At 71.9% G+C, this 21055-nt stretch carries 17 protein-coding genes; 8 read left to right on the top strand and 9 right to left on the bottom strand.

The genetic code is table 11. The features are described 5' to 3' along the window. Positions 1-21: 21 nt before the first annotated feature. Genes G9H71_RS13755 through G9H71_RS13740 form a run of 4 tightly spaced genes read left to right on the top strand, consistent with a single transcriptional unit; the run spans position 22 to position 5382 of the window. The gene (locus G9H71_RS13755; RefSeq protein ID WP_166282778.1) at positions 22-2274 is read left to right on the top strand and encodes an RNA degradosome polyphosphate kinase; all 2253 of its coding nucleotides are present in this window, start codon (positions 22-24) and stop codon (positions 2272-2274) included. Beyond that, a complete protein-coding gene (locus G9H71_RS25135) occupies positions 2267-3820 on the top strand; it encodes a CYTH and CHAD domain-containing protein (protein WP_166282776.1) in 1554 nt (517 codons plus the stop codon). Before G9H71_RS13755 ends, G9H71_RS25135 begins: the two co-directional genes overlap by 8 nt. A 1-nt stretch (position 3821) precedes the next feature. Continuing rightward, positions 3822-4700: an NUDIX hydrolase gene (locus G9H71_RS25130; RefSeq protein WP_166282775.1), complete on the top strand. Its 879-nt coding sequence runs from the start codon at positions 3822-3824 to the stop codon at positions 4698-4700. A 13-nt stretch (positions 4701-4713) separates the two neighbouring features. Continuing rightward, positions 4714-5382, top strand: a complete 669-nt coding sequence (locus tag G9H71_RS13740; RefSeq protein WP_166282773.1) for a lysophospholipid acyltransferase family protein — start codon at positions 4714-4716, stop codon at positions 5380-5382. Here G9H71_RS13740 and G9H71_RS13735 read toward each other — a convergent pair. The 9 genes from G9H71_RS13735 to G9H71_RS13695 all read right to left on the bottom strand — a co-directional run bounded on the left by G9H71_RS13735 (position 5379) and on the right by G9H71_RS13695 (position 16012). Continuing rightward, a complete protein-coding gene (locus G9H71_RS13735; protein ID WP_166282771.1) occupies positions 5379-5600 on the bottom strand; it encodes a hypothetical protein in 222 nt (73 codons plus the stop codon). The two genes, G9H71_RS13740 and G9H71_RS13735, sit on opposite strands and share 4 nt — an antisense overlap. 107 nt (positions 5601-5707) lie before the next feature. Further along, positions 5708-7966, bottom strand: a complete 2259-nt coding sequence (locus tag G9H71_RS13730; RefSeq protein ID WP_166282769.1) for a PhoX family protein — start codon at positions 7964-7966, stop codon at positions 5708-5710. Between the two features lie 323 nt (positions 7967-8289). Next, positions 8290-9468, bottom strand: a complete 1179-nt coding sequence (locus G9H71_RS13725) for a glycerophosphodiester phosphodiesterase (protein WP_331272983.1) — start codon at positions 9466-9468, stop codon at positions 8290-8292. 144 nt (positions 9469-9612) lie between these two features. Further along, complete coding sequence (locus tag G9H71_RS13720; RefSeq protein ID WP_166282767.1) at positions 9613-11043, bottom strand: flagellin N-terminal helical domain-containing protein; 1431 nt, start codon at positions 11041-11043, stop codon at positions 9613-9615. A gap of 90 nt (positions 11044-11133) precedes the next feature. Beyond that, complete coding sequence (locus G9H71_RS13715) at positions 11134-11379, bottom strand: hypothetical protein (RefSeq protein WP_166282765.1); 246 nt, start codon at positions 11377-11379, stop codon at positions 11134-11136. Positions 11380-11392: 13 nt separating this feature from the next. Continuing rightward, positions 11393-12547, bottom strand: coding sequence for an inorganic phosphate transporter (locus tag G9H71_RS13710; RefSeq protein ID WP_166282763.1), 1155 nt, complete (start codon positions 12545-12547; stop codon positions 11393-11395). A gap of 136 nt (positions 12548-12683) precedes the next feature. Continuing rightward, complete coding sequence (locus G9H71_RS13705; RefSeq protein WP_166282761.1) at positions 12684-13169, bottom strand: SixA phosphatase family protein; 486 nt, start codon at positions 13167-13169, stop codon at positions 12684-12686. A 29-nt stretch (positions 13170-13198) separates the two neighbouring features. Then, positions 13199-14389 (bottom strand): esterase-like activity of phytase family protein, encoded by a 1191-nt coding sequence (locus tag G9H71_RS13700; RefSeq protein ID WP_166282759.1) that lies wholly within the window; start codon positions 14387-14389, stop codon positions 13199-13201. 21 nt (positions 14390-14410) lie between these two features. Beyond that, entirely contained in the window at positions 14411-16012 is a 1602-nt protein-coding gene (locus tag G9H71_RS13695) for an alkaline phosphatase D family protein (RefSeq protein ID WP_166282757.1), read from the bottom strand. A gap of 269 nt (positions 16013-16281) precedes the next feature. Here G9H71_RS13695 and pstS point away from each other — a divergent pair, with 269 nt between their 5' ends. From pstS to pstB, 4 genes are all read left to right on the top strand, one after another. After that, entirely contained in the window at positions 16282-17445 is a 1164-nt protein-coding gene (gene pstS / locus G9H71_RS13690) for a phosphate ABC transporter substrate-binding protein PstS (protein ID WP_166282755.1), read from the top strand. A 131-nt stretch (positions 17446-17576) separates the two neighbouring features. Then, positions 17577-18560, top strand: a complete 984-nt coding sequence (gene pstC, locus G9H71_RS13685; protein WP_331272982.1) for a phosphate ABC transporter permease subunit PstC — start codon at positions 17577-17579, stop codon at positions 18558-18560. Next, positions 18557-19636 (top strand): phosphate ABC transporter permease PstA, encoded by a 1080-nt coding sequence (gene pstA, locus G9H71_RS13680; protein WP_166282753.1) that lies wholly within the window; start codon positions 18557-18559, stop codon positions 19634-19636. The genes pstC and pstA overlap by 4 nt, the downstream gene beginning before the upstream one ends. A 12-nt stretch (positions 19637-19648) precedes the next feature. After that, complete coding sequence (gene pstB, locus G9H71_RS13675; RefSeq protein ID WP_166282751.1) at positions 19649-20425, top strand: phosphate ABC transporter ATP-binding protein PstB; 777 nt, start codon at positions 19649-19651, stop codon at positions 20423-20425. Positions 20426-21055 lie beyond the last annotated feature (630 nt).

Raw genomic sequence — 21055 nt, 5'->3', positions numbered from 1 at the left:
CGAAGGACGCCGCACGAGCGGATGAACGCACGCCGTACGCCCCGCCAACAGCCCGCGACCGGCCCGCCGGGGCCCCGCGAGGCGCTCGTTTCCGCCCGCCCGCGAGATGGGACGATGTGGTTCATGAGCGTCGAGCCCGAAGCGCGTGCTGCAGCCTCGCCGGCCCCCGTCCCGGGGCGCCCCGACGGGGCGGCCGCCGAGGGGCAGCTGCCGGCCGACCGGTTCCTCGACCGGGAGCTGTCCTGGCTCCGCTTCAACCAGCGCGTCCTCGAGCTGGCCGAGGACCCCAACGTCCCGCTGCTCGAGCGGGCGCGGTTCCTCGCGATCTTCGCGAGCAACCTCGACGAGTTCTTCATGGTGCGGGTGGCGGGCCTGAAGCGCCGCATGGCCACCGGGCTGGCCGTACGGGCCGCAAGCGGCCTGCAGCCGCGCCAGGTCCTCGAGCGGGTGTCCGAGCAGGCCCGCGACCTGATGCGGCGCCACTCCGACGACTACCGCGACTCGGTCCACCCGGCGCTCTGCGACGCCGGGATCGAGATCGTCCGCTGGGCCGATCTCAAGGACGACGAGCAGGAGTCGCTGCACGAGCTCTTCCGTGACCGGATCTTCCCGGTCCTGACCCCGCTGGCGGTGGACCCGGCCCACCCGTTCCCCTACATCTCGGGGCTGAGCCTCAACCTCGCCGTCATCGTCCGCAACCCCAACACCGGCACCGAGCACTTCGCGCGCATCAAGGTGCCGCCGGTGCTGCAGCGCTTCACCCGGGCGTCGGCGCAGCGCTTCGTCCCGCTCGAGGACGTCATCTCGGCCCACCTCCAGCAGCTCTTCCCCGGCATGCAGGTGCTGCAGCACCACATGTTCCGGGTCACCCGCAACGAGGACCTCGAGGTCGACGAGGACGAGGCGGAGAACCTCCTCCAGGCGCTCGAGCGCGAGCTCATGCGGCGGCGCTTCGGCCCGCCGGTCCGCCTCGAGGTCGAGGAGACCATCGACCCGCACCTGCTCGACCTGCTCAAGGGCGAGCTGGGCGTCGAGGACGACGACGTCTTCCCGCTGCCCGGGCCGCTGGACCTGACCGGGCTGCACGCGATCGCCGACCTCGACCGGCCGGAGCTGAAGTTCCCCCCGTTCGTCCCCGGCACCCACCGCGACCTCGTCGACGTCGAGGCGCGTGAGGCCTCGATCTTCGCGAAGATCCGGCAGGGCGAGATCCTCGTCCAGCACCCCTACGACTCCTTCGCGACGAGCGTCCAGGCCTTCATCGAGCAGGCGGCCGCCGACCCCCGCGTCCTCGCGATCAAGCAGACGCTCTACCGCACCAGCGGCGACTCCCCGATCGTCGACGCCCTGATCGACGCCGCCGAGGCGGGCAAGCAGGTCCTCGTCCTCGTGGAGATCAAGGCCCGCTTCGACGAGTCGGCCAACATCAAGTGGGCGCGCAAGCTCGAGCAGGCCGGCTGCCACGTGGTCTACGGCCTCGTCGGGCTCAAGACGCACTGCAAGGCCGCACTGGTGATCCGTGAAGAGAAGGACGGGCTTCGCCGCTACGTCCACATGGGCACGGGCAACTACAACCCCAAGACCGCCCGGCTCTACGAGGACTTCGGCCTCCTGACGTGCGACGAGGAGGTCGGGGCCGATCTGACCAACCTCTTCAACACGCTCTCCGGCTTCGCGCTCGGGACCGGCCGCTACAAGCGCATCCTCGTGGCACCGGAGTCGATGCGGTCCGGCATCGTCGAGCGCATCGAGCAGCAGGCCGAGGCCGCCCGCGCCGGCCAGCCGGCCCGGGTGCGCATCAAGGTGAACTCCCTCGTGGACGAGGCCGTGATCGACGCGCTCTACCGCGCGAGCCAGGCCGGGGTCGACGTCCAGCTCTGGGTACGCGGCATCTGCGCGTTGCGGCCAGGCGTCCCCGGGCTCTCCGAGCGCATCCAGGTCCGAAGCATCCTGGGGCGCTTCCTCGAGCACAGCCGCCTCTTCCAGTTCGGCGTCGGCGCGACGTGCGAAACATGGTTCGGTAGTGCGGACATGATGCACCGCAACCTCGACCGCCGCATCGAGACGCTCGTGCGCCTCACCAGCCCCGAGCACGTCGCCGAGCTCGACGCCCTGCTCGACCTCGGGTTCGACGAGGGCACCGCGGCGTGGGAGCTGGACGCCGACGGCGAGTGGCACCGCCGCGCCACCGACGGGCAGGGCCAGCCACTGCGCGACCTGCAGGACCACCTCATGACCGTGAAGCAGCGAGGAGCGAGGAGCGCCCGTGCCTGACGCCAAGGACGGCCCGAAGCCCGAGACCTACCGGGAGAGCGAGCGCAAGTTCCGCATCCACGGCCTCTTCGCGTTGCCCGACCTCGCCGGGGCCGGGCCGGTGTCCGGTGTGGAGGAGCGCGGGACCTACGACCTCACCGCCGTCTACCACGACACCGGCGACCTCCGCCTCGCCCGCGAGGGCATCACCTTGCGGCGCCGCGAGGGTGGCTCGGACGCCGGGTGGCACCTGAAGCTGCCGGTGGGCGGGCTCGGCTCCGGCGTGCGCGACGAGCTCCGGCTGCCGCTCGAGGCCGGGGAGGTCGGCGACGTCCCGCAGGAGCTCCGCGAGCTGGTCACGGCGATCACCCGCACCGCCCCGCTGGTCGCCGTCGCGACGCTGCAGACGAAGCGGGTCAGCCGGGTGCTGCTCACCGCGGACGGCCGCGAGCTCGCCGAGCTGACCGACGACGACGTGTCGGTGGTCGACGGCGACCGCGTCGTCGTGAAGTTCCACGAGCTCGAGCTGGAAGACCTCGAGGCCCGCCCCGGCGAGCTCGACGAGTCCGTCGAACGGCTGCTCGCGGCCGGAGCCGTGCCCGGGGAGTTCGCCTCCAAGGCGGTGCGCGCGCTCGGCCCGATGGCGAGCGCCCCGTCCGACATCCCGCGGCTGCCCGCCGTCGGGCCCAAGGACAGCGCCGCGGTCCTGGTCCGCGCCTTCATCGCCGAGCAGGCCCGCAAGCTGCGCGAGAACGACCTCGGGGTGCGCCGCGACGCGGAGGACGCCGTCCACCAGGTGCGGGTCGCCGCTCGGCGGCTGCGCAGCGGGCTCAAGGTCTTCCGTCCTCTGCTGGACCGGGAGTGGGCGGACGGCCTGCGCGCCGAGCTCAAGTGGCTCGCGGGCGAGTTCAGCGCGGCCCGCGACCGCGAGGTGCTCCGCGAGCGGCTCGACGAGTCGGTGAAGCACCTCCCGCACGACGTGGAGCCGCTGGCCGCGCGCAGCCTCATCGACCGCCACCTCGGCAAGGAGGCGGACGACGGGCGGGAGCGGGCGCTCGCGGCGCTGCGCAGCGACCGCTACGTCGCCCTGCACGACGCCCTCGTGGACGCTGTCAACGCGCCCCGGCTCACCAAGTCCGCGGAGAAGGCCTGCGCGGACGTGCTGCCGCCGCTCGTGGCCAAGGCGTGGAAGCGGCTCGACCGCGATGTGAAGGGCCTGCAGCTGGACGGGCCGGACGAGGAGTGGCACGAGGCGCGCAAGGCGGCCAAGCAGGTGCGCTACGCCTGCGAGGCCGTGGCACCCGCCCTCGGCAAGCCGGCGAAGCGGCTGGCCAAGCAGGTCGAGCGGGTTACCGAGCACCTCGGCGAGCACATGGACGCCTCGGTGGCCGCGCACACGCTGCAGGGCTTCGCCGCCGGGTCCCACGTCGGCGGCCGCACCGGCTTCGCCCTCGGCCTGCTCTACTGCGAGGAGCGGGCGGCGATGGACCTCGCGCGGCACGAGTTCCTGGACCTGTGGCCGGAGGTCGCCGACCCGAAGCACCGACGATGGCTGCGCCCGACCTGACGTGAGCAACGCAAGCACGGTCCTCGCCGCGGGCGCCCTGGTCCGCCGAGAGGGCCCCAGCGGGCCGGAGGTCCTGCTCGTCCACCGCCCGAAGTACGACGACTGGTCGTTCCCCAAGGGCAAGGCCGACCCGGGCGAGCACCTGCTGCACACCGCACGGCGCGAGGTGTGCGAGGAGACCGGGCTCGACATCGTGCTGGGCCGGCCGCTGCCGGCCCAGCGCTACGTCGTCTCCGGCCGGGACAAGGCCGTGTCCTACTGGGCGGCGCGGGCCGTCGGCGGCGAGTTCGTGCCGACCGCCGAGGTCGACCGTTGCGAGTGGCTGACCCTCGACGCCGCCCGGCAGCGCCTCACCCGGCACCGCGACGCGGCGCTCATCGATGCCCTCGACGCCGTGCGCGCCCAGACCGTTCCGCTCGTCGTGCTGCGCCACGCCAAGCCGGTGCCGCGCGACGAATGGGCCGGCGCCGACGAGGTCCGCCCGCTGGACGCGCGCGGGCGGGCGACGGCGCAGGCGCTCGTCCCGCTGCTCGCGGCGTACGGCATCGAGCGGTTGATCGCCTCGGACACGGCACGCACGATGGGCACGCTCCAGCCGTACGCCGACGCGATGTCGCTGACCATGGAGGCCCAGCCTTTGGTCAGCGAAAGCGGATTCGCCAATGCTGGTTCGGCTGCTGTGGTGGAGCTGCAGCGCCTGCTCCACGCATCGGCGGGCACTGTGGTCTGCACGCACAAGGCGCTGCTGCTGCCGGTGGTGCGGGCGCTGTGCGCGCTCTGCCCCAGCCTCGCCCCGGCCCACGCGCTGTCCGCGGGCGGGTTCTGGGTGCTGCACGTGACGGCCGGAACGGTCGTCGCCGTCGAGACGCACGACGCGTAGGGAGATCCTGTCCGTGCTGTACTTCGTCCTGCGCCGGCTGCTCGGCATCCTGCTGCGCACCTTCTGGCGCCCCGTCGTCGAGGGGCGCGAGCACATCCCGCGCGAAGGCCGCGTGATCGTCGCGAGCAACCACCTGTCGTTCATCGACAGCATCATCCTGCCCCTCGTGGTCACCGAGCGCCGGATCACCTTCCTCGCGAAGAGCGAGTACTTCACCGACCGGAGCCTGCGCAACGCGCCCTCCCGGTGGTTCTTCACCGCGATGGGCGCGGTCCCCGTTCCCCGCGGGCAGGCCCGCGCGGCGCAGGCCTCGCTCGACACCGCGCTGGAGGTCCTCAAGCGTGAAGAGGCTTTCGGGATCTACCCGGAAGGCACGCGGTCGCGCGACGGGCGGCTCTACCGCGGGCGGGTCGGCGTCGCGTGGCTGGCGTTCGCCGCGGAGGCGCCGGTGCTGCCGGTCGGCCTCATCGGGACGGACCGGGTGCAGCCCGTGGGAGCCCGCTTCCCACGCATCGCCAAGGTCACGGTCCGCTTCGCGCCCCCGATCCAGCCGAAGGACTACGCCGCCGTGGCCCCGGGGCTCGCGCGCCGTCAGCTCACCGACGACGTCATCGACACCATCGGGCGGCTGACCGGGCAGGAGCGCGCCCCGGGCTACAACGAGCTGCCCGCCGAGGACTAGCGCCGGCCGCGCCGCCCCGGGATCAGCACCAGCGCGACACCCACGACTGCGGTGACGCTCATGGCGACCGCGACGGTCCCCCCGAAGACGCCCGCGAAGTCCTCGCTCAGCGCGCCGAGGACGAGCCCGAGCAGCACGCTGACGACCGCACCGACGCCGATCACCACGCCGGTGAGGCGCAGGGCGGCGCCGACCTCTCGCTGTGCCGGAGTGCTCATACCGGTCTTCTCGGCAGCACGCTCGGCGGCCAAACCCGCAGCAGACGACGGAGCCGGGGCAGCCTACGACCGCAGGCTGCCCCGGCTCCGGGCCGTTCCTCGGGCTGCTACTTGGTGGCAGCCGTCCGCCGCTCGGCGCGCTCGGCGTCACGCGCCGCCCGGCCGCCGGACCCGATGCGCTTGTCGCCGCGGGTCTTGTAGACCACGCACACGCTCGGGCGCGGGAAGGGGCGCGTGGCCGAGCGGTCCGGCCACGAGCTCACGGGGCGGTCGAAGGTGGCGCCGCCGTACTCGCCCGGGTGCTGAACGGCGACGAAGACGCTGTCGCCGTCCCACGTGATGAACGGGCCGCAGGTCTCCGCGCCGCGCGGCACGGTGAGGAACTGCTTGAGGTGGCCGCGCTCGGGGCCCTGCACCGGCACGGCGAAGAGGCCGTCGTTGCCGCCGAGCAGGCCCGTGGTGCCCTCGGCCTGGTTCACGAACGACAGCGAGTTGCCGTCGGTCGAGATCCACAGGTTGCCGTGCGGGTCGAACGCCACGTTGTCCGGGCAGGAGATCGGGCTGACCTTGGACTTGTCGTAGCCCGCGAAGTACGACTCGGGCCGCGAGGGGTCGCCGGCGACCAGGAAGATCCGCCAGCTGAAGGTGAGTGCCGCGTGGTCGTTGCCCGCCTCCTCCCACTCGAGGACGTGGCCGTTGCGGTTGCCGCTCTGCAGCGTGTCCGCCCCCGTGGTGGCGTTGAACGCGTACGACCGGCCGAGCGGGTTGGCCTCGTCGACCTGCGCCACCGTGCGGTTGGAGTTGTTGGTCAGCGCCGCGTAGACCCGGCCGGTGACGGGGTTGGGCTCGATGTCCTCGGGCCGGTCCATCTTGGTCGGGACCTTGGTGGCGTCGACGATGATCTCGGCGCCACCGGCGAGCACCGGGTCGCCGTTCGCGTCGAGCTGCTTGCCGAGGCGGTCGGCGGCGAGGCGGGTGAAGGTGAGCACCCACTCGACCGACTTGCCCGGGACCATCGACTGGCCGTTGAGCACCAGCGGGATCCAGTGGCCGCCGCCGTCGAACTCGCCGTCGGACGGGAGCGTGCCCTGCCCGTTGGCGTTGCCGTTCAGCTCGCTCTTCGGGCTGTCGCCGGTGAACTGCGCGACGTAGAGGTCGCCCTCGGAGAGCAGCGTCATGTTGTGCGCGCGGTCCGCGGCCGAGCGGCCGGCGCGGTACTTGTTGCGCGAGACGAACTTGTAGATGTAGTCGAAGCGCTCGTCGTCGCCGGTGTAGGCGACCACGCGGCCGTCGGCGGCGATGGAGATCGTCGCGCCCTCGTGCTTGATGCGGCCGAGCGCCGTGTGCTTGACCGGCGGGGCCGAGGGGTTGGTCGGGTCCACCTCGACGACCCAGCCGAAGCGGTTGGGCTCGTTCGGCTCCTTGGCCAGGTCGAAACGGGGGTCGACCTGCTCCCAGCGCCGCGAGGACAGGCCGCTGGTGGCGATGCCGTAGCGGGAGAGCCGGCGCTCCGGGTCCTGCACCGTGGTGCTGGCGCCGAAGTACTGGTTGAAGTTCTCCTCGCCGTGCAGCGTCGTGCCCCACGGCGTGATGCCGCCCGCGCAGTTGTTGAGCGTGCCCAGCACGCGCCGGCCCGTCGGGTCGGCCGAGGTCTTGAGGTAGTCCGAGCCGGCCGCGGGGCCGTCGACGACGAACGGGGTGGACGCGGTGATGCGACGGTTGACCGAGCGGTCGGCGGACCGCTGCCACTGTCCGTGCCGGCCCACCCGCTCGATCTTCACGACCGAGATGCCGTGCGCCATCATCGCGATGCGCTTCTGCTCGTCGTTCGTGGCCGCCGCGGTGGCCACGCCCGGGAACATCATCTGCTCGTCGGTGTACTCGTGGTTGACCACGAGGAGCCCCGTGTCCCCGTCGCGCGAGTAGGGCAGCACGGCGACGTAGTCGCAGTTGTAGCCGAACTGCGCGGCCTGCGCCGCCGCCGTCTGGTTGAGCGGGTCGAACGCCGGCGCCCCGGCCAGCACCGGGTCGCCCCACCGCATGACGACGCTGTAGGCGTAGTCGTCCCCCGTCGGGACCACGAGCTCGTCGAGGTTGTTGGGCGCCACCGGGAGGAACTCGAGCGCCCCGTCGCCGTCCGCGGCGATGCCGATCGGGCTCGGAACCTTGGCCAGCTTCTCCGCGGCCGAGGCCGGGCGCTGGGAGAGCGCACCGCTCGCCATGACGACCAGCGCCGACGCGCCGGCCGCCTTGACGACCGCGCGACGGGACAGGACGCCCTCGATGACGTCGCGGATGTAGGGGTTGTCCGTGGTGTTGGGGACGGGCTTGTCACAGGCGTTGCCGCACCGGTACAGGCAGGTCATGTGGCTGCGGCTGCCATGGCGCGTGCCGTTCAGCAGCGGGAGCTGCCGGCGACGGATGGCGTCTTCGAGGTCCGACACGTTTCCCCTCGGGGTGCAGAAGTCTCAGGCGTCAGCGCGCGCCGGTGTCGGCGCGTCGGCCCGCACGCTAGAAGCCCTGACGGGGCCTGGAGTGAACCCGAGGTGAACAGCGCGTGGAGTCGCATCGACGCCTTGCCTGTCCGGCCGGGCCTCCCTCGACGCAGGAACCGCGGGGGACGGCCCCGTGACGCATCGGCGTCGCGGGGCCCTCGCCCGCGGTGAGGAGGGGAAGCAGCCCGTGGCCGTCAGCCGCGCGGCTGCTCCGCCTGGGGGTGCGTGATGCCGTGGGTGTAGCCGAGGAAGTCCTCACGCGCGGCGTACGCGAGGTCGGGCTGGTCGGAGAAGATGCCGTCGACGCCCGCCTCGAAGAGGTCCTCGAACTCCGAGACGACGTCACCGTAGGCGTTCGGGTCGGTCCCCTTGCGGTACTGCACGGGCAGGAACTGGTTCTCGGCGCGGACCGTGTAGGGCACGACCTTCAGCCCGGCGGCGTGGGCGTTCGTCACGAGCGCGGACGGCGCGCTCGTGGTGCCGTCGGCCGCGCGCGGGAAGATCTGGGACTTGTCCGGGCCGACCACCGTGGCGTACTCCGCGACCTCCTCGAGGCCAGCCGCCGAGGTCATCTGCGCGTACGTCTGCGGGTCGCCCGCCGCCACGTGGTCGTACGGCCGCCCGGCCGCGCTGGTGAGCTGCACCAGGCCTACCTTGACCTCGAAGAGGTCGTGCAGCTGGCGAAGGTTCGACTCCTCGAACGACTGGATCCAGATGTTCTTGTTGCGCTTGTCGATGTTGCGGTCGCGCAGCGCCTGCACCAGCGGCTCCTCGAGCGAGAGCCCGATCGAGTCGAAGTAGGTCGGGTGCTTGGTCTCCGGGGCCACACCGATGTCGCGCCCGGTCTCCTTCGAGGCCCGCTTCGCGAAGTCGAGGACCTCCTCGAAGGTCGGGATCACGTAGCGGCCGTCGAGCACCGTGTTCTCCTGGCGCACGGCGGGGAGCCGCTCCTTCGCCCGCAGCGTCCGCAGCTCGGCGAGCGTGAAGTCCTCGGTGAACCAGCCGGTGATGGACGAGCCGTCGATCACCTTCGTCGTACGCCGCGCGGCGAACTCGGGGTGGTCGGCCACGTCGGTGGTCCCGCTGATCTCGTTCTCGTGCCGGGCGACGAGGACGTGGTCCCTGGTCGAGACCAGGTCGGGCTCGATGACGTCGGCGCCCTGCCGGACGGCCAGGTCGTAGCTCGCGAGGGTGTGCTCCGGGCGGTAGCCGGACGCGCCGCGGTGGCCGAAGACCAGCGGGGCGGACACCGAGGTGCCGGTGGCGTTGACGTTCGCGTCGGCGCTCACCGACACGAGCGCGACCGGCGCGACGATGGCGGGGATGCCGGCCAGCGCGACGATCGCGCGGCGGCTGAGGGAGAGGGTACGCACGCAGGGCTCCTCGCGGCGACGCTCACCCGGCCGTCCCTCGGCCGTGGCGCCACCGACGCCGCACAGCGAAGCGAGGCCCGGTTAACGGAGACCGCGTTCGAGGCGAACGGAGCCTGAACCACGGTTGGCGTGTGGCGACCGCCGTCAGCGCAGCAGGGACAGGAGCGACTGCCGCGACGAGTTCGCCTGGCCCAGCATCGACGACCCGGCCTGGCTGAGGATCTGCGCCCGCGTCAGGGCGACGGCCTCGTGCGCCATGTCCGCGTCCCGGATCCTGCTCTCGGCCTGCGCGAGGTTCTCCTCGGTCGTCCCCAGCGACGCGAGCCGGTGCTCCATGCGGTTGACGGTCGCGCCGATGTGGGCGCGGGCGTCGCTGACGCGCGCGATGGCCTCGTCGATCCGGCGGATCGCACTGCCGGCGACGTCCACCGCCGCCGCCGAGAGCTCGACCGGCTCGGACAGCGCACCGGCCTCCGCGCCGAAGGCCCGCGGCCGCGGGGTGCCGAACAGCGTCCCACCGGGCGGCGGGGGTGGCGGCGGAGGCGGGGTCGTGGGCACCGTCGGGACGGGAGGGGGCGTCGGCGTCCCCGTGCCCGGGGCGGGCGGGGGCGGCGGGGGCGTCGGGCGCGGGGGCACGACGTCGATCCAGCGGGTGCCGAGGCCGCCGGAGGTGAAGTCGGGAAGGTCCACGTCGAGGACGTCCCCGGCGTCGGCGCCGACCTGGAACCGCCGCTCGACGCCGAGGGTGATCCCACCCCAGATGTCGGCGAGGCCGTCCCCGCCGACCGCGCGGTAGCCGGTCACGCTGCCGACCCAGCGGAACTCGGTCGCGAGCCGGTCGCCGTCCAGGCGCACCGACGCCGTCATGCTGCCCGCGAGCGGTGACGCCGCGATGGCGTCCTGCAGGGCCTGCTGCAGCTTCCCCGCACCGTCGGCCGTCACGGGGTAGTCCCCCGGCGCGAGCTGCAGCTGGACGGTCGACTCGTCCGGGGTGCCGATCTCGTCGCTGAAGCTGAGCAGGTCGTTGTCGCCGGCCTTGATGTGCAGCGTCGAGTTGGTGACTCCGGACAGGATGCGCGTCTCCTGCGTGCCCGGCCCGGGCGAGCGCGTCATCCCCCACATCAGCCCGGTGCGCGACACCTTGCCGTAGCTGCCGTCGAGCAGCGGGATCCCGTTGTACGTCGTCTTGCGCGCGATGTCGTCCAGCTCCTTGTTGAGCTGGGCCATCTCCGCCTGCACGTCGCGCAGCTCGGTCTCGCCGTACGCCCCGGTGTTGCCCGCCTGCATGGCCAGCTCCCGCATGCGCTGCAGGATGGCGTGCGTCTCGCCCAGCGCGCCGTCGGCGGTGTTGAGCAGGTTGATCCCCTCGCTGGTGTTGCGCACCGCGACCCGAGTGCCGCCGACCTTCGACCGCAGCCCCTCGGAGACGACCAGCCCGGCGGCGTCGTCGGCCGCGCGGTTGATGCGCAGCCCGCTGGAGAGCCGCTCCAAGGAGCGCGTCATCTGGCCGTCGTTCACGGCCAGGCTGCGGTACGCCGCCTGCGCCGCCCCCGAGAAGTTCACCGTCAGGCCCACGTGCTCCCCGTCCCGTCCGTCACCCGAAGCCGGTAGGTGCCTCGACAACCGAGGGTGTGGACCTGAGGGGCGAGATCGGCGGCTCCGGCGTCAACCCTTCAACATCGCCCAGAGCCCGACGGCCACGCCGGCGGCGACGCAGAGGAAGCAGCCGGAGGCGACGGCCAGCCCCAGCGGGCTGCCTCCCCTGCCGGCGTGCGTCCCCGAGCGCATGCGGCCCTCGTGCTCGGACAGGCCGACCAGGCCGAGGGAGAACACCGCCACCAGGCCGGCGCCCCCGACGAGGCTGGCCAGCAGCACCCGGCCCAGGGCGGCGAGGTCGATCCACTCGTCCACGTGCGTCTCCCCTTCAGACCCCGGCCGGAACGCCGTCGCGCTGCGGCGCGACCGACCCGGTCCACTCGTCGTTGACGTTCTCGGAGTTGACCGGAGCCTTGCGGGCCGCGAGGTAGAACGCGGACGCGCACGCGACGAGCAGCACGAAGACCGCTGCCACCCCGGCCGTGCCCCCGATCAGGTCGGCCCCCTTCCAGGCGAGCGCCCCGACGAGGCCCGCGGCCGGCAGGGTGACCAGCCAGGCCGTCGCCATGCGCCCGGCCACGCTCCAGTGCACGTCAGCCAGGCGCCGCCCGATCCCGGACCCGAGGATCGACCCGGAGACCACGTGCGTCGTCGAGAGCGGGTAGCCGAAGTGCGAGGACGCGAGGATGACCGAGGCGGATGCGCCCTCGGACGCGAAGCCCTGCGGGGTCTGGATCTCCACGAGGCCCTTGCCGAGCGTGCGGATGACCCGCCAGCCGCCCATGTAGGTGCCGAGGCTGATCGCCACCGCGCACGAGGCGATGACCCAGAACGGCGGGTCAGCGCCCTCGTCGAGGCTGCCGTGCGCGATCAGGGCCAGCGCGATGATGCCCATCGTCTTCTGCGCGTCGTTCGTGCCGTGGGCCAGCGACACCAGTGATGCCGAGCCGATCTGGCCCGCCTTGAAGCCCTTGTCGCGCACGTTCTGGGAGACGTTGGAGGTGATCTTGTACGCGAGGTAGGTCCCGAGCCCGGCGACGAGGCCGGCGGCCACCGGCGCCAGCAGCGCCGGGAGGATCACCTTGGAGACGACTCCGGAGCCGTTGACCGCGCCCGTGCCGTCGGCGATGAGCGCCGCACCGACGACGCCTCCGATGAGGGCGTGCGACGAGCTCGACGGGATCCCGAGGTACCACGTCAGCAGGTTCCAGAGGATGCCGCCGACCAGGCCGGCGAACACCACGGTGAGCGTGATCGCGCCCGAGTCGACGATGCCGCTGGCGATGGTCGCCGCGACCGACAGGGACAGGAAGGCGCCCACGAAATTGAGCACGGCCGACACCGCGACCGCGACCTTCGGGCGCAGGGCGCCCGTGGAGATCGACGTCGCCATGGCGTTGGCCGTGTCGTGGAAGCCGTTGGTGAAGTCGAAGGCGAGCGCTGTCGCCACGACCGTGACGAGGAGGAGGGTGTCGCCGTCCATCGGGCTCCTTCAGCCGCGCAGACCGGGATTGGTGCCGGAACGCGACTACCCGCGGGAAGCCCGGGGGCGAAACACCGCCCCCGCGGCGTTCACCGAGTGTTCAACTCGGCGCTCGCGGCGGGCGGGAAAGAGGCACTCAGCGCCGGTCTGACTTCACCCTGCGTGCGGAGTGGTAGCGCGCGACCGGTGCCTTGCCGGGGGCGGAGTCCACCACCCAGAGCCCGCCCTTCTTGGTCGTCACCCGCTTGCGGACGTGCACCGGGCCGTCGGACTGCCAGCGGTCGAGGACCTGCTCGAGCAGCTCCCCGTGCGTGCAGAACACCGCGCCGTCGGACTCCTCGTCGGCCAGCAGCGCGAGCACGTCCTCGAGATCGGCATCGGGCGCCAGCAGGTCGCAACGCTCGACGGGGATTCCGCGCGCCGCCGACAGCGGCATCAGCGTCTCCCAGCAGCGGCGGTAGGGGCTGGTGAACAGCCGGCGCACGGGAACGTGCTGCATCGTCCCCACGACGCCCTGCGCCTCCTGCCGGCCGCGGCCGCGCAGTGGCCGTTCCCGGTCGGGGAACGGCCACTCGCGCTTCTGCCCGGCGTGCCCGTGTCGGAGCAGGACGAACACAGGCACCTGCCAGTTTCTCTAGAAGGTGAGGCGGCTCAGTCCGTCAGTGCGCGGTCGAGCCGCACCTTGATGAACTCGTTGTCGTCGGGCGACCCGGGCGTCCGACCGGCAGAGCCAGGGTAGTTGTTGTCGTTCTCGATGAGCAGCGTGTGGTCGTCGAGGACGGCGATCCCCTCGATGGTCTGGAAGGGGAAGCTGAAGAACGAGCCCTTGGCCCCGGCGACGCCGTTGGGGTCCGGCACGGCGAGCAGGTTCACCAACAGCGTCTTGTCGGCGTACCCGTCCTTGTCCTTGTCGCGGTCGTCCACGAGGAAGACGGCCTTGAACCGGGCCGTTGCGCCCTCGCCGTTGTCGCGCTCGATAACGACGTAGCGGTGGTCGTCGATCGCGGTCAGGTCGCCGATCGCGTTGCCGGTGCTCTCGAGGCGGTAGCGGAACGCGATGCCCTGGAAGCGCTCGTGCCGCAGGTTGAACTTGTAGACGCGCAGGTCCTGCGGGGAGTCGCCAGTGACCGGCCCCTCCAGCATCGGGTAGAGCTCCTTGCCGTCGTCCGAGAGAGCCATGCCCTCGAAGCCCTTGCTGTTCGCAAGGTTCGGCGTCGCGCCGGCGGGCAGCGTCGGGTCGCTCGGAGAGGCCACGCCCGGGACGTGGAAGGGCGCCTCGAGCACCTTGCCGTTCGCGTCGGTGTGGATGAGCCATGGGCCGAACTCGTCGCCGAACCAGAGCGTTCCGTCGGGCGCCTGGCGGAAGGACTCGATGTCGAAGTCCGCGCCGGTGAGGCGCCGGTCCGCACGCGTCAGGGGGAACGGCACCTTGCGGTCGGGGTCCTCGAGGTCGATCCCGAGGTCGACGACGGTCGCCTTGCCGGTGACGTAGTCCGGCTTGACGTGCTGGACGCGCAGGATGAAGTCGGCGCTGTTCGCCTTCGTGCCGAAGCCGTTGTCCGACAGCACCCAGTAGGTGCCGTCCTGCTGCGGCAGGACACCGCTGAAGCCCTGGACCGGCTGGGCGGCGAACGGCGTCGTGCGCCCGTTCGCGGAGCTGGCCAGCGCCCCGCTGGGGAGTGCCTCGCCGAACGTGTCGGCGGGCAGCACCGTGCGGGCGACGAGCTCGGCCTGCTGGAGCGAGCCATCGGCACCGGTAGCCGAGGGACCGAGGACCGCGGCACCGACGCCGCAGCCGAGCGTCATCACGGCCGTCACGGCGACGACAGAACGAGATCGCATGATTCGCGCTTCTCCTGATTCTCAGGCGGTGTGCAGGCCGGGGTTGCCGGCCTCCACCGCGAACGAGGCCTGGGTGTAGACGGGCGCGCCGGGGGTGCGTACCTGCGCGAGAGAGCGGAAGTCCGCGCGCAGCTCGGTCGGGGTGTACGTCGCGAGGACGTAGCCGCGGCGGTTGCTGTCGAACTTCACGTGCGGGTTCTCCGCGCGCACGGTCGGGCCGAACGAGGGCCGGTCACTGCCGTTCCCGCCCGAGGTGATGGACGTCGTCACCAGCTCGACACCGACCGTCCGGGACGACGGGTCGCGGAAGTCGGCCTTGAGGTCGTTGGCCCAGTGCGAGTGGATGTCGCCGGTGAGGACGACCGGGTTCGCGACACCGCGGGTCTGGAAGGCGTTCATCACGCGGTCGCGGTTCGGCTGGTAGCCGTCCCAGGAGTCCATGTTGTAGACCTCGGCGGCGCCCGGGCTGAAGTCGCTGAGGGCGAAGAACACCTGCTGGCCGAGGACGTCCCACGTCGCCTGCGAACGGCCCAGGCCGTCGTAGAGCCAGCGCTCCTGCTCCAGGCCCATGATCGACCGGCGCGGGTCCATGGACTCGGCCGTCGGCGGCTTGGTGCCGTCGCCGTTGGCCTGGTCGTCGCGGAACTGCCGGGTGTCGAGCATGTGGAAGTTGGCCAGGCTGCCCCAGCCGAGGCGGCGGTAGAGCTTCATCTGCGCGCCCTTCGCCACCTGGGCTCGGCGCAGCGGCATGTTCTCGTAGTACGCCTGGAAGGCCGCGGTGCGGCGGGCGCGGAACTGCGCTGCGGTCACCCCCGCGTTGCCGGGCGCCTCGGGCACGTCGCCGGCCCAGTTGTTGTCGACCTCGTGGTCGTCGAGGACCACGACCCACGGCGCCACCGCGTGGGCGGCCTGCAGGTCGGTGTCGGCCTTGTACTGCGCGTGCCGCTGACGGTAGCCCGCGAGCGTCGTGGTCTCGGGGCCCGCGTGGTCGCGGGGGTTGCCGCCGCTGGCGACGTACGCTCCGGCGCGGTACTCGTAGATGTAGTCGCCGAGGTGCAGGACCAGGTCCGGCGTGTCCTCCGCGAGGCGGCGGTACGCGGTGAAGTAGCCGTGCTCGTACTGCGCGCACGAGACGATGCCGGTCCGCAGTGCCGAGACCGCCGCGCCGGCGGCGGGCGCCGTCAGCGTGCGGCCCACGGGCGAGACGTGCTCGTCGATGCGGAAGCGGTAGAAGTACTCGCGGCCCGGCTCGAGGCCGGTGAGCTCGACGTGGATCGCGTAGCCCTCGTCCCGACGGGCGTGCTTGGTGCCGCGCCGGGCCAGCGTCCGGAACTGCTCGTCCAGGCCGACCTGGAACTCCACGTCGTACTTCGCGGCCGTCATGCCGCCGAAGCCGTCCTCGGCCAGCGGGTCCACCGCGAGGCGGGTCCACAGCACGACCCCGTCCGGGGACGGGTCGCCGGAGGCGATGCCGAGCAGGAACGGGTAGGAGATGCGGCCCGGCCGGGCCTTGGGGACGGCGAGCGCAGGAAGAGGAGCACCGAGCGCGCCGGCGGCGACACCCGCGCCGACGGCGGCGCCGCCCGCGAGGACCGAGCGGCGGCTGAGGGGGAGGTTGTTCATGGCGCGAACTGAAGCCCGCGGGCCCCCTGTTCGGGTTAACCCTTCCGGTCGGGCGGGCGTCGGCTGGGTGACCAGTGGGGTGTCCCCGCGCGATTCGGACGCCCCAAAGGGGCTGTTTCCCTGGCGTACCACTCCGGGCAACGACGCCGTCGTCGCGCCCTCGCCCGACGTTCACCTCCCGTTCACCCTCGACCGGCGATCGCGTCACCTAGCCCACCTACCGTCCCCTCTGCAACGACAAAGTCATCCCAGGAGAGGGACTAGAACTCGTGAAGCTCCACCGCTTCGGCCGGCTCTCGGTCGTCGCCCTCGCCGGCTCCCTCGCGCTGGCGGCCTGCGGCTCCGACGACAACTCCGACGAGACCACCGGGTCGGACGCGCCCGCAGCCTCCGCCGGCAGCTCGACCGCTCCCGACGCGGGCAGCGGCGGCATCGCGTGCCCCGCCGGCGGCGGCACGCTCAACGGCGCCGGGTCCAGCGCGCAGCAGAACGCGGTCTCCGAGTGGACGAAGGCCTTCCAGGAGGCCTGCCCGGACGTCACCATCAACTACAACGCCTCCGGCTCCGGTGCCGGCCGCCAGGCCTTCATCGACAAGCAGGTCGCGTGGGCCGGCTCGGACTCCTCGATCAAGGAGGAGGAGAAGACCCAGGCCGACGCCAACTGCACCGGCGGCCAGGCGATCAACCTCCCGATGGTCGTCGGCCCGATCGCCGTCGCCTACAACATCGAGGGCGTCGACGAGCTCAACCTGTCGGCCAAGACGATCGCCGGCATCTTCACCGGCCAGATCACCAAGTGGAACGCCGCCGAGATCACGGCGGAGAACCCCGACGCCGACCTGCCCGACGCCGACATCGTCGCCGTCCACCGCTCGGACGAGTCCGGCACCACGCAGAACTTCGCCCGCTACCTCGACGCCACGGCCAAGGACATCTGGACCTACGGCACCGAGCAGCAGTGGCCGGCCGCCATCAAGGGCGGCCAGGGCGCCAACAAGTCCGCGGGTGTGGCCGACGCGGTCTCCCGCACCGCGGGCGCCATCGGCTACGTCGAGTACTCCTTCGTCGAGGACGCCGGCCTCAGCGCCGCCAAGGTCTCCAACGACGGCCAGAGCTTCGTCGAGCTGACCCCGGAGAACGCGGCCGCCGCCGTCGCGGACGCCGAGGTCTCCGGCACCGCCCCCGACCTCGCGCTCTCGCTGAACTACGCCACGACGGCCGCCAACGCGTACCCGATCGTGCTCGTGACCTACGAGATCGCGTGCTCGGCCGGCCAGCCCGCCGCCGACGCCAACCTGGTCAAGTCCTTCCTGACCTACACCTCGAGCACCGAGGGCCAGGCCCTGCTCACGGACAACGGCTACGCGCCGCTCCCCGAGGAGGTCCGCACCCAGGTCGCGGAGACCGTCGCCGCGATCACCCCGGGTGCCTGACACCCGCTGCACCACCCCCTGAAGCGCCGAGTGCTCCCGGCCCCCCCGATCATGAGGGGGCCGGGTCAGCACCCGGCGCTTCGGAGTGACAGCATCCCTACCGCCCCGTCCGCCCGCCGGAGGAGCAAGCAGTGGCGACGACACCGCCCGATCTCGACAAACCTTCCACCCAACTGGGCACGACCCGGTCGGCCAGCGGTGTGCGTCTCGGGGACCGCATCTTCCGTGGCTCGTCGATGGGCGCCGGAATCTTCGTGCTGGTGGTCATGGCCGCCATCGGCACGTTCCTGCTCATCCGGGCGATCCCCAGCCTGACCTCGAACGAGTCGAACGTCCTCACCACGCAGAACTTCGACCCGGACAACAACGACTGGGGCATCGCCGCGCTCGCCTACGGCACCCTGGTCAGCAGCATCATCGCGCTGATCCTCGCCGTCCCGGTCGCCATCGGGATCGCGCTGTTCATCTCGCACTACGCGCCCCGGCGGCTGGCCGTGATCCTCGCCTACGTCGTTGACCTGCTGGCCGCGGTGCCCAGCGTGATCTTCGGCCTCTGGGGCCTGCGCTTCCTCAGCGAGCACATCCTGCCGATCGAGCGGTGGATCAACGACTGGTTCGGCTGGATCCCGGTCTTCGGCGGCAGCGTCAACTCCGCGTCGTCACTGTTCACGGCCGGCGTCGTGCTCGCGATCATGATCCTGCCGATCATCGCCGCCGTCTGCCGCGAGGTGTTCCTGCAGGTCCCGCGCGCCCACGAGGAGGCCGCGCTCGCGCTCGGCGCGACCCGCTGGGAGATGATTCGCACCGCGGTGCTGCCGTTCGGGCGCCCCGGCATCATCAGCGCCACCATGCTCGGCCTGGGCCGCGCGCTCGGCGAGACCATCGCGATCGCGCTGATCCTGTCCCCGAGCTACGCCATCAACGCCAGCGTCCTGGAGATCGGCGGCTCGACCTTCGCGGCCAACATCGCGCTCCGCTTCGGCGAGATCGCCGAGACCGGCCGCAGCGCGCTCATCGCCTCGGGCCTGGTGCTCTTCCTCATCACGCTGCTGGTCAACATGGGCGCCCGAGCGGTCATCGCCCGGCGCAAGGAGTTCTCGGGGGCCTCGGCATGAGCACCACCCTCCTGCCCACCAACGAGCCCACCCGCGAGCCGGAGAGCCGCAGCCTGCTGCCGGAGACGCGGCCGCTGCCGGGCTGGATGCCGTGGGCGCTCGCCGTGGCCGCGGTCGGCCTGTCGGTGCTGCTGCTGCTGGCGCTGGGCAGCCTCAACCTCCCGCTCGCCGTCGTCGTCTCGGTGCCGATCTTCGCCGCCCTCGTCGGGCTGGCGTCGGCGCGGCTCGAGGGCACCCGCCGGGCGAAGGACCGCATCGTCACGGTCGTCGTCTACACCTGCTTCGCGCTGGCGATCCTGCCGCTGCTCAGCGTCCTCATCACGACGATCCAGCGCGGCGCCAGCCACCTCACGCCGTACTTCCTCACCCACTCCCAGCGCGGCATCGGCCCGCGCGACGAGGGCGGGGGCATCTACCACGGCATCATCGGCACCTTCGAGCAGGTCGGGATCGCGGCGCTCATCGCGGTGCCGATCGGGCTGCTCGTCGCCGTCTACCTCGTGGAGTACGGCCGGGGCGCTCTCGCGCGGGCGGTGACGTTCTTCGTCGACGTCATGACCGGCGTGCCCTCGATCGTCGCGGGCCTGTTCGTCTACACCGCGATCCTGCTCGGCTTCGGCACCACGCCCAAGGGCGTGTGGGGCGGCCTGGCGCTCTCGATCCTGATGCTGCCGGTCGTCGTGCGCAGCACCGAGGAGATGCTCAAGCTCGTGCCGAACGACCTGCGCGAGGCGTCGCTGGCACTCGGCGTACCCAAGTGGAAGACGATCGTCTCGATCGTCATGCCGACCGCCATCGGCGGCATCGTCACCGGCGTCATGCTCTCGGTCGCCCGCGTCATCGGCGAGACCGCGCCCCTGGTGCTCACCGTCGGCGCGACCGACTCGATCAACTTCAACGCCTTCGACGGGCCGCAGGCGTCCCTCCCCCTGATCATCTACGACCAGGCGTTCCGCTCGAGCCCGTACGCTCAAGACAGGGCGTGGGCGACGGCGCTGACGCTGATCCTGCTCGTGTTGATCCTCAACCTGGTGGCGCGCGGCATCGCGCGGTGGAAAGCGCCCAAGGCGCGGTAGGAGACTGGATCCATGGCCAAGCGCATCGACGTCAGCGGCTTGAACGTCTACTACGGCTCGTTCCGGGCCGTCGAGGACGTCAACATGACCATCGAGCCCCGCTCGGTGACGGCCTTCATCGGCCCGTCCGGGTGCGGCAAGTCGACCTTCCTGCGCACGCTGAACCGGATGCACGAGGTGATCCCGGGAGCGCGCGTCGAGGGCAAGGTCACCATCGACGGCGAGGACCTCTACGGGCAGAACGTCGACCCGGTCGCCGTCCGCCGGACCGTGGGGATGGTCTTCCAGCGGCCCAACCCGTTCCCGACCATGTCGATCTACGACAACGTCGCGGCCGGCCTGCGGCTCAACGGCGTGAAGAAGAAGTCCCAGCTCGACGGCATCGTCGAGACCTCGCTCAAGGGCGCCAACCTCTGGAACGAGGTCAAGGACCGGCTCGACCGTCCCGGCGCGGGCCTGTCCGGCGGCCAGCAGCAGCGCCTCTGCATCGCCCGCGCCATCGCGGTCGAGCCCGAGGTCCTGCTCATGGACGAGCCCTGCTCCGCCCTGGACCCGATCTCGACGCTCGCGATCGAGGACCAGATCGCGGCGCTCAAGGAGCAGTACACGATCGTCATCGTCACCCACAACATGCAGCAGGCCGCCCGGGTGAGCGACACGACGGCGTTCTTCAACATCGCGGGCTCCGGCAAGCCCGGCAAGCTCATCGAGATGGCCCCGACGCCGAAGATGTTCTCCACCCCGTCGGAGAAGGCGACCGAGGACTACATCTCCGGCCGCTTCGGCTGAGCCGCTCCCCTGGAGCCTTCCAACGCCCGGGACCGCCTTGCCGGCGGTCCCGGGCGTTGGTGTTGTCCGGGGCGCTCGGCGCCGTCGAGGCGTGCTGCAGGTGGTGCCGTCGCTGGGCGTCCCGCCGCTGCAGGGCGCCCTGCCGCTATCGGGCGTCCTGCCGCTGCGCGTCCCACTGCTGCGCGGCCCGCGGGCCTGTAGGTCCCGCCGCCCCCTCCCCGGGCGTTGATCACGGGACTTGGCTCGGACACGCCGGCGCGGCGTACGCCAAATCCCGTGGTCAACGCGATGCCCGGCATGTCGAGCAGGGTCATCGCGCTGAGCCGTGACTCTGGCGGACCGAGGCTGCGGCTGGGCCCGCGGCTCCCGCGGGCACCGTGCACCGCTGCGCCGCTCTCGGCGCAGCGCTGATCACGGGACTTGGCTCGGACACGCCGGCGCGGCGTACGCCAAGTCCCGTGATCAACTGACTCTGGGGGGCTGCGGCTCGGTGCGGTGCTCGCGGCCCGCGATGGGGTAGCGGCGCGGGGACGCCCGCAGCGGTCAGTGGGGCGCAGGACGCAGCGGACGTCTCGAGACGCGCTGGACGTAGGACGGCCCACGCGAGAGCCAGAGCGCCGGCGGCGACCA

Origin of the sequence: Motilibacter deserti, assembly GCF_011250635.1 — a bacterium.
Classification (GTDB): Bacteria; Actinomycetota; Actinomycetes; order Motilibacterales; family Motilibacteraceae; genus Motilibacter_A; species Motilibacter_A deserti.
Note: the sequence above shows the minus strand (reverse complement) of the source record. Positions and strands in the feature narration are given on the sequence as shown.

What these genes read in the sequence shown, in the direction of transcription:
- G9H71_RS13735 (WP_166282771.1), bottom strand. Translation starts at nt 5,600, where the DNA reads ATGAGCACTCCGGCACAGCGAGAGGTCGGCGCCGCCCTGCGCCTCACC.
- G9H71_RS13755 (WP_166282778.1), top strand. Translation starts at nt 22, where the DNA reads ATGAACGCACGCCGTACGCCCCGCCAACAGCCCGCGACCGGCCCGCCG.
- G9H71_RS13730 (WP_166282769.1), bottom strand. Translation starts at nt 7,966, where the DNA reads ATGACCTGCCTGTACCGGTGCGGCAACGCCTGTGACAAGCCCGTCCCC.
- G9H71_RS13710 (WP_166282763.1), bottom strand. Translation starts at nt 12,547, where the DNA reads ATGGACGGCGACACCCTCCTCCTCGTCACGGTCGTGGCGACAGCGCTC.
- pstA (WP_166282753.1), top strand. Translation starts at nt 18,557, where the DNA reads ATGAGCACCACCCTCCTGCCCACCAACGAGCCCACCCGCGAGCCGGAG.
- pstB (WP_166282751.1), top strand. Translation starts at nt 19,649, where the DNA reads ATGGCCAAGCGCATCGACGTCAGCGGCTTGAACGTCTACTACGGCTCG.
- G9H71_RS13695 (WP_166282757.1), bottom strand. Translation starts at nt 16,012, where the DNA reads ATGAACAACCTCCCCCTCAGCCGCCGCTCGGTCCTCGCGGGCGGCGCC.
- G9H71_RS13700 (WP_166282759.1), bottom strand. Translation starts at nt 14,389, where the DNA reads ATGCGATCTCGTTCTGTCGTCGCCGTGACGGCCGTGATGACGCTCGGC.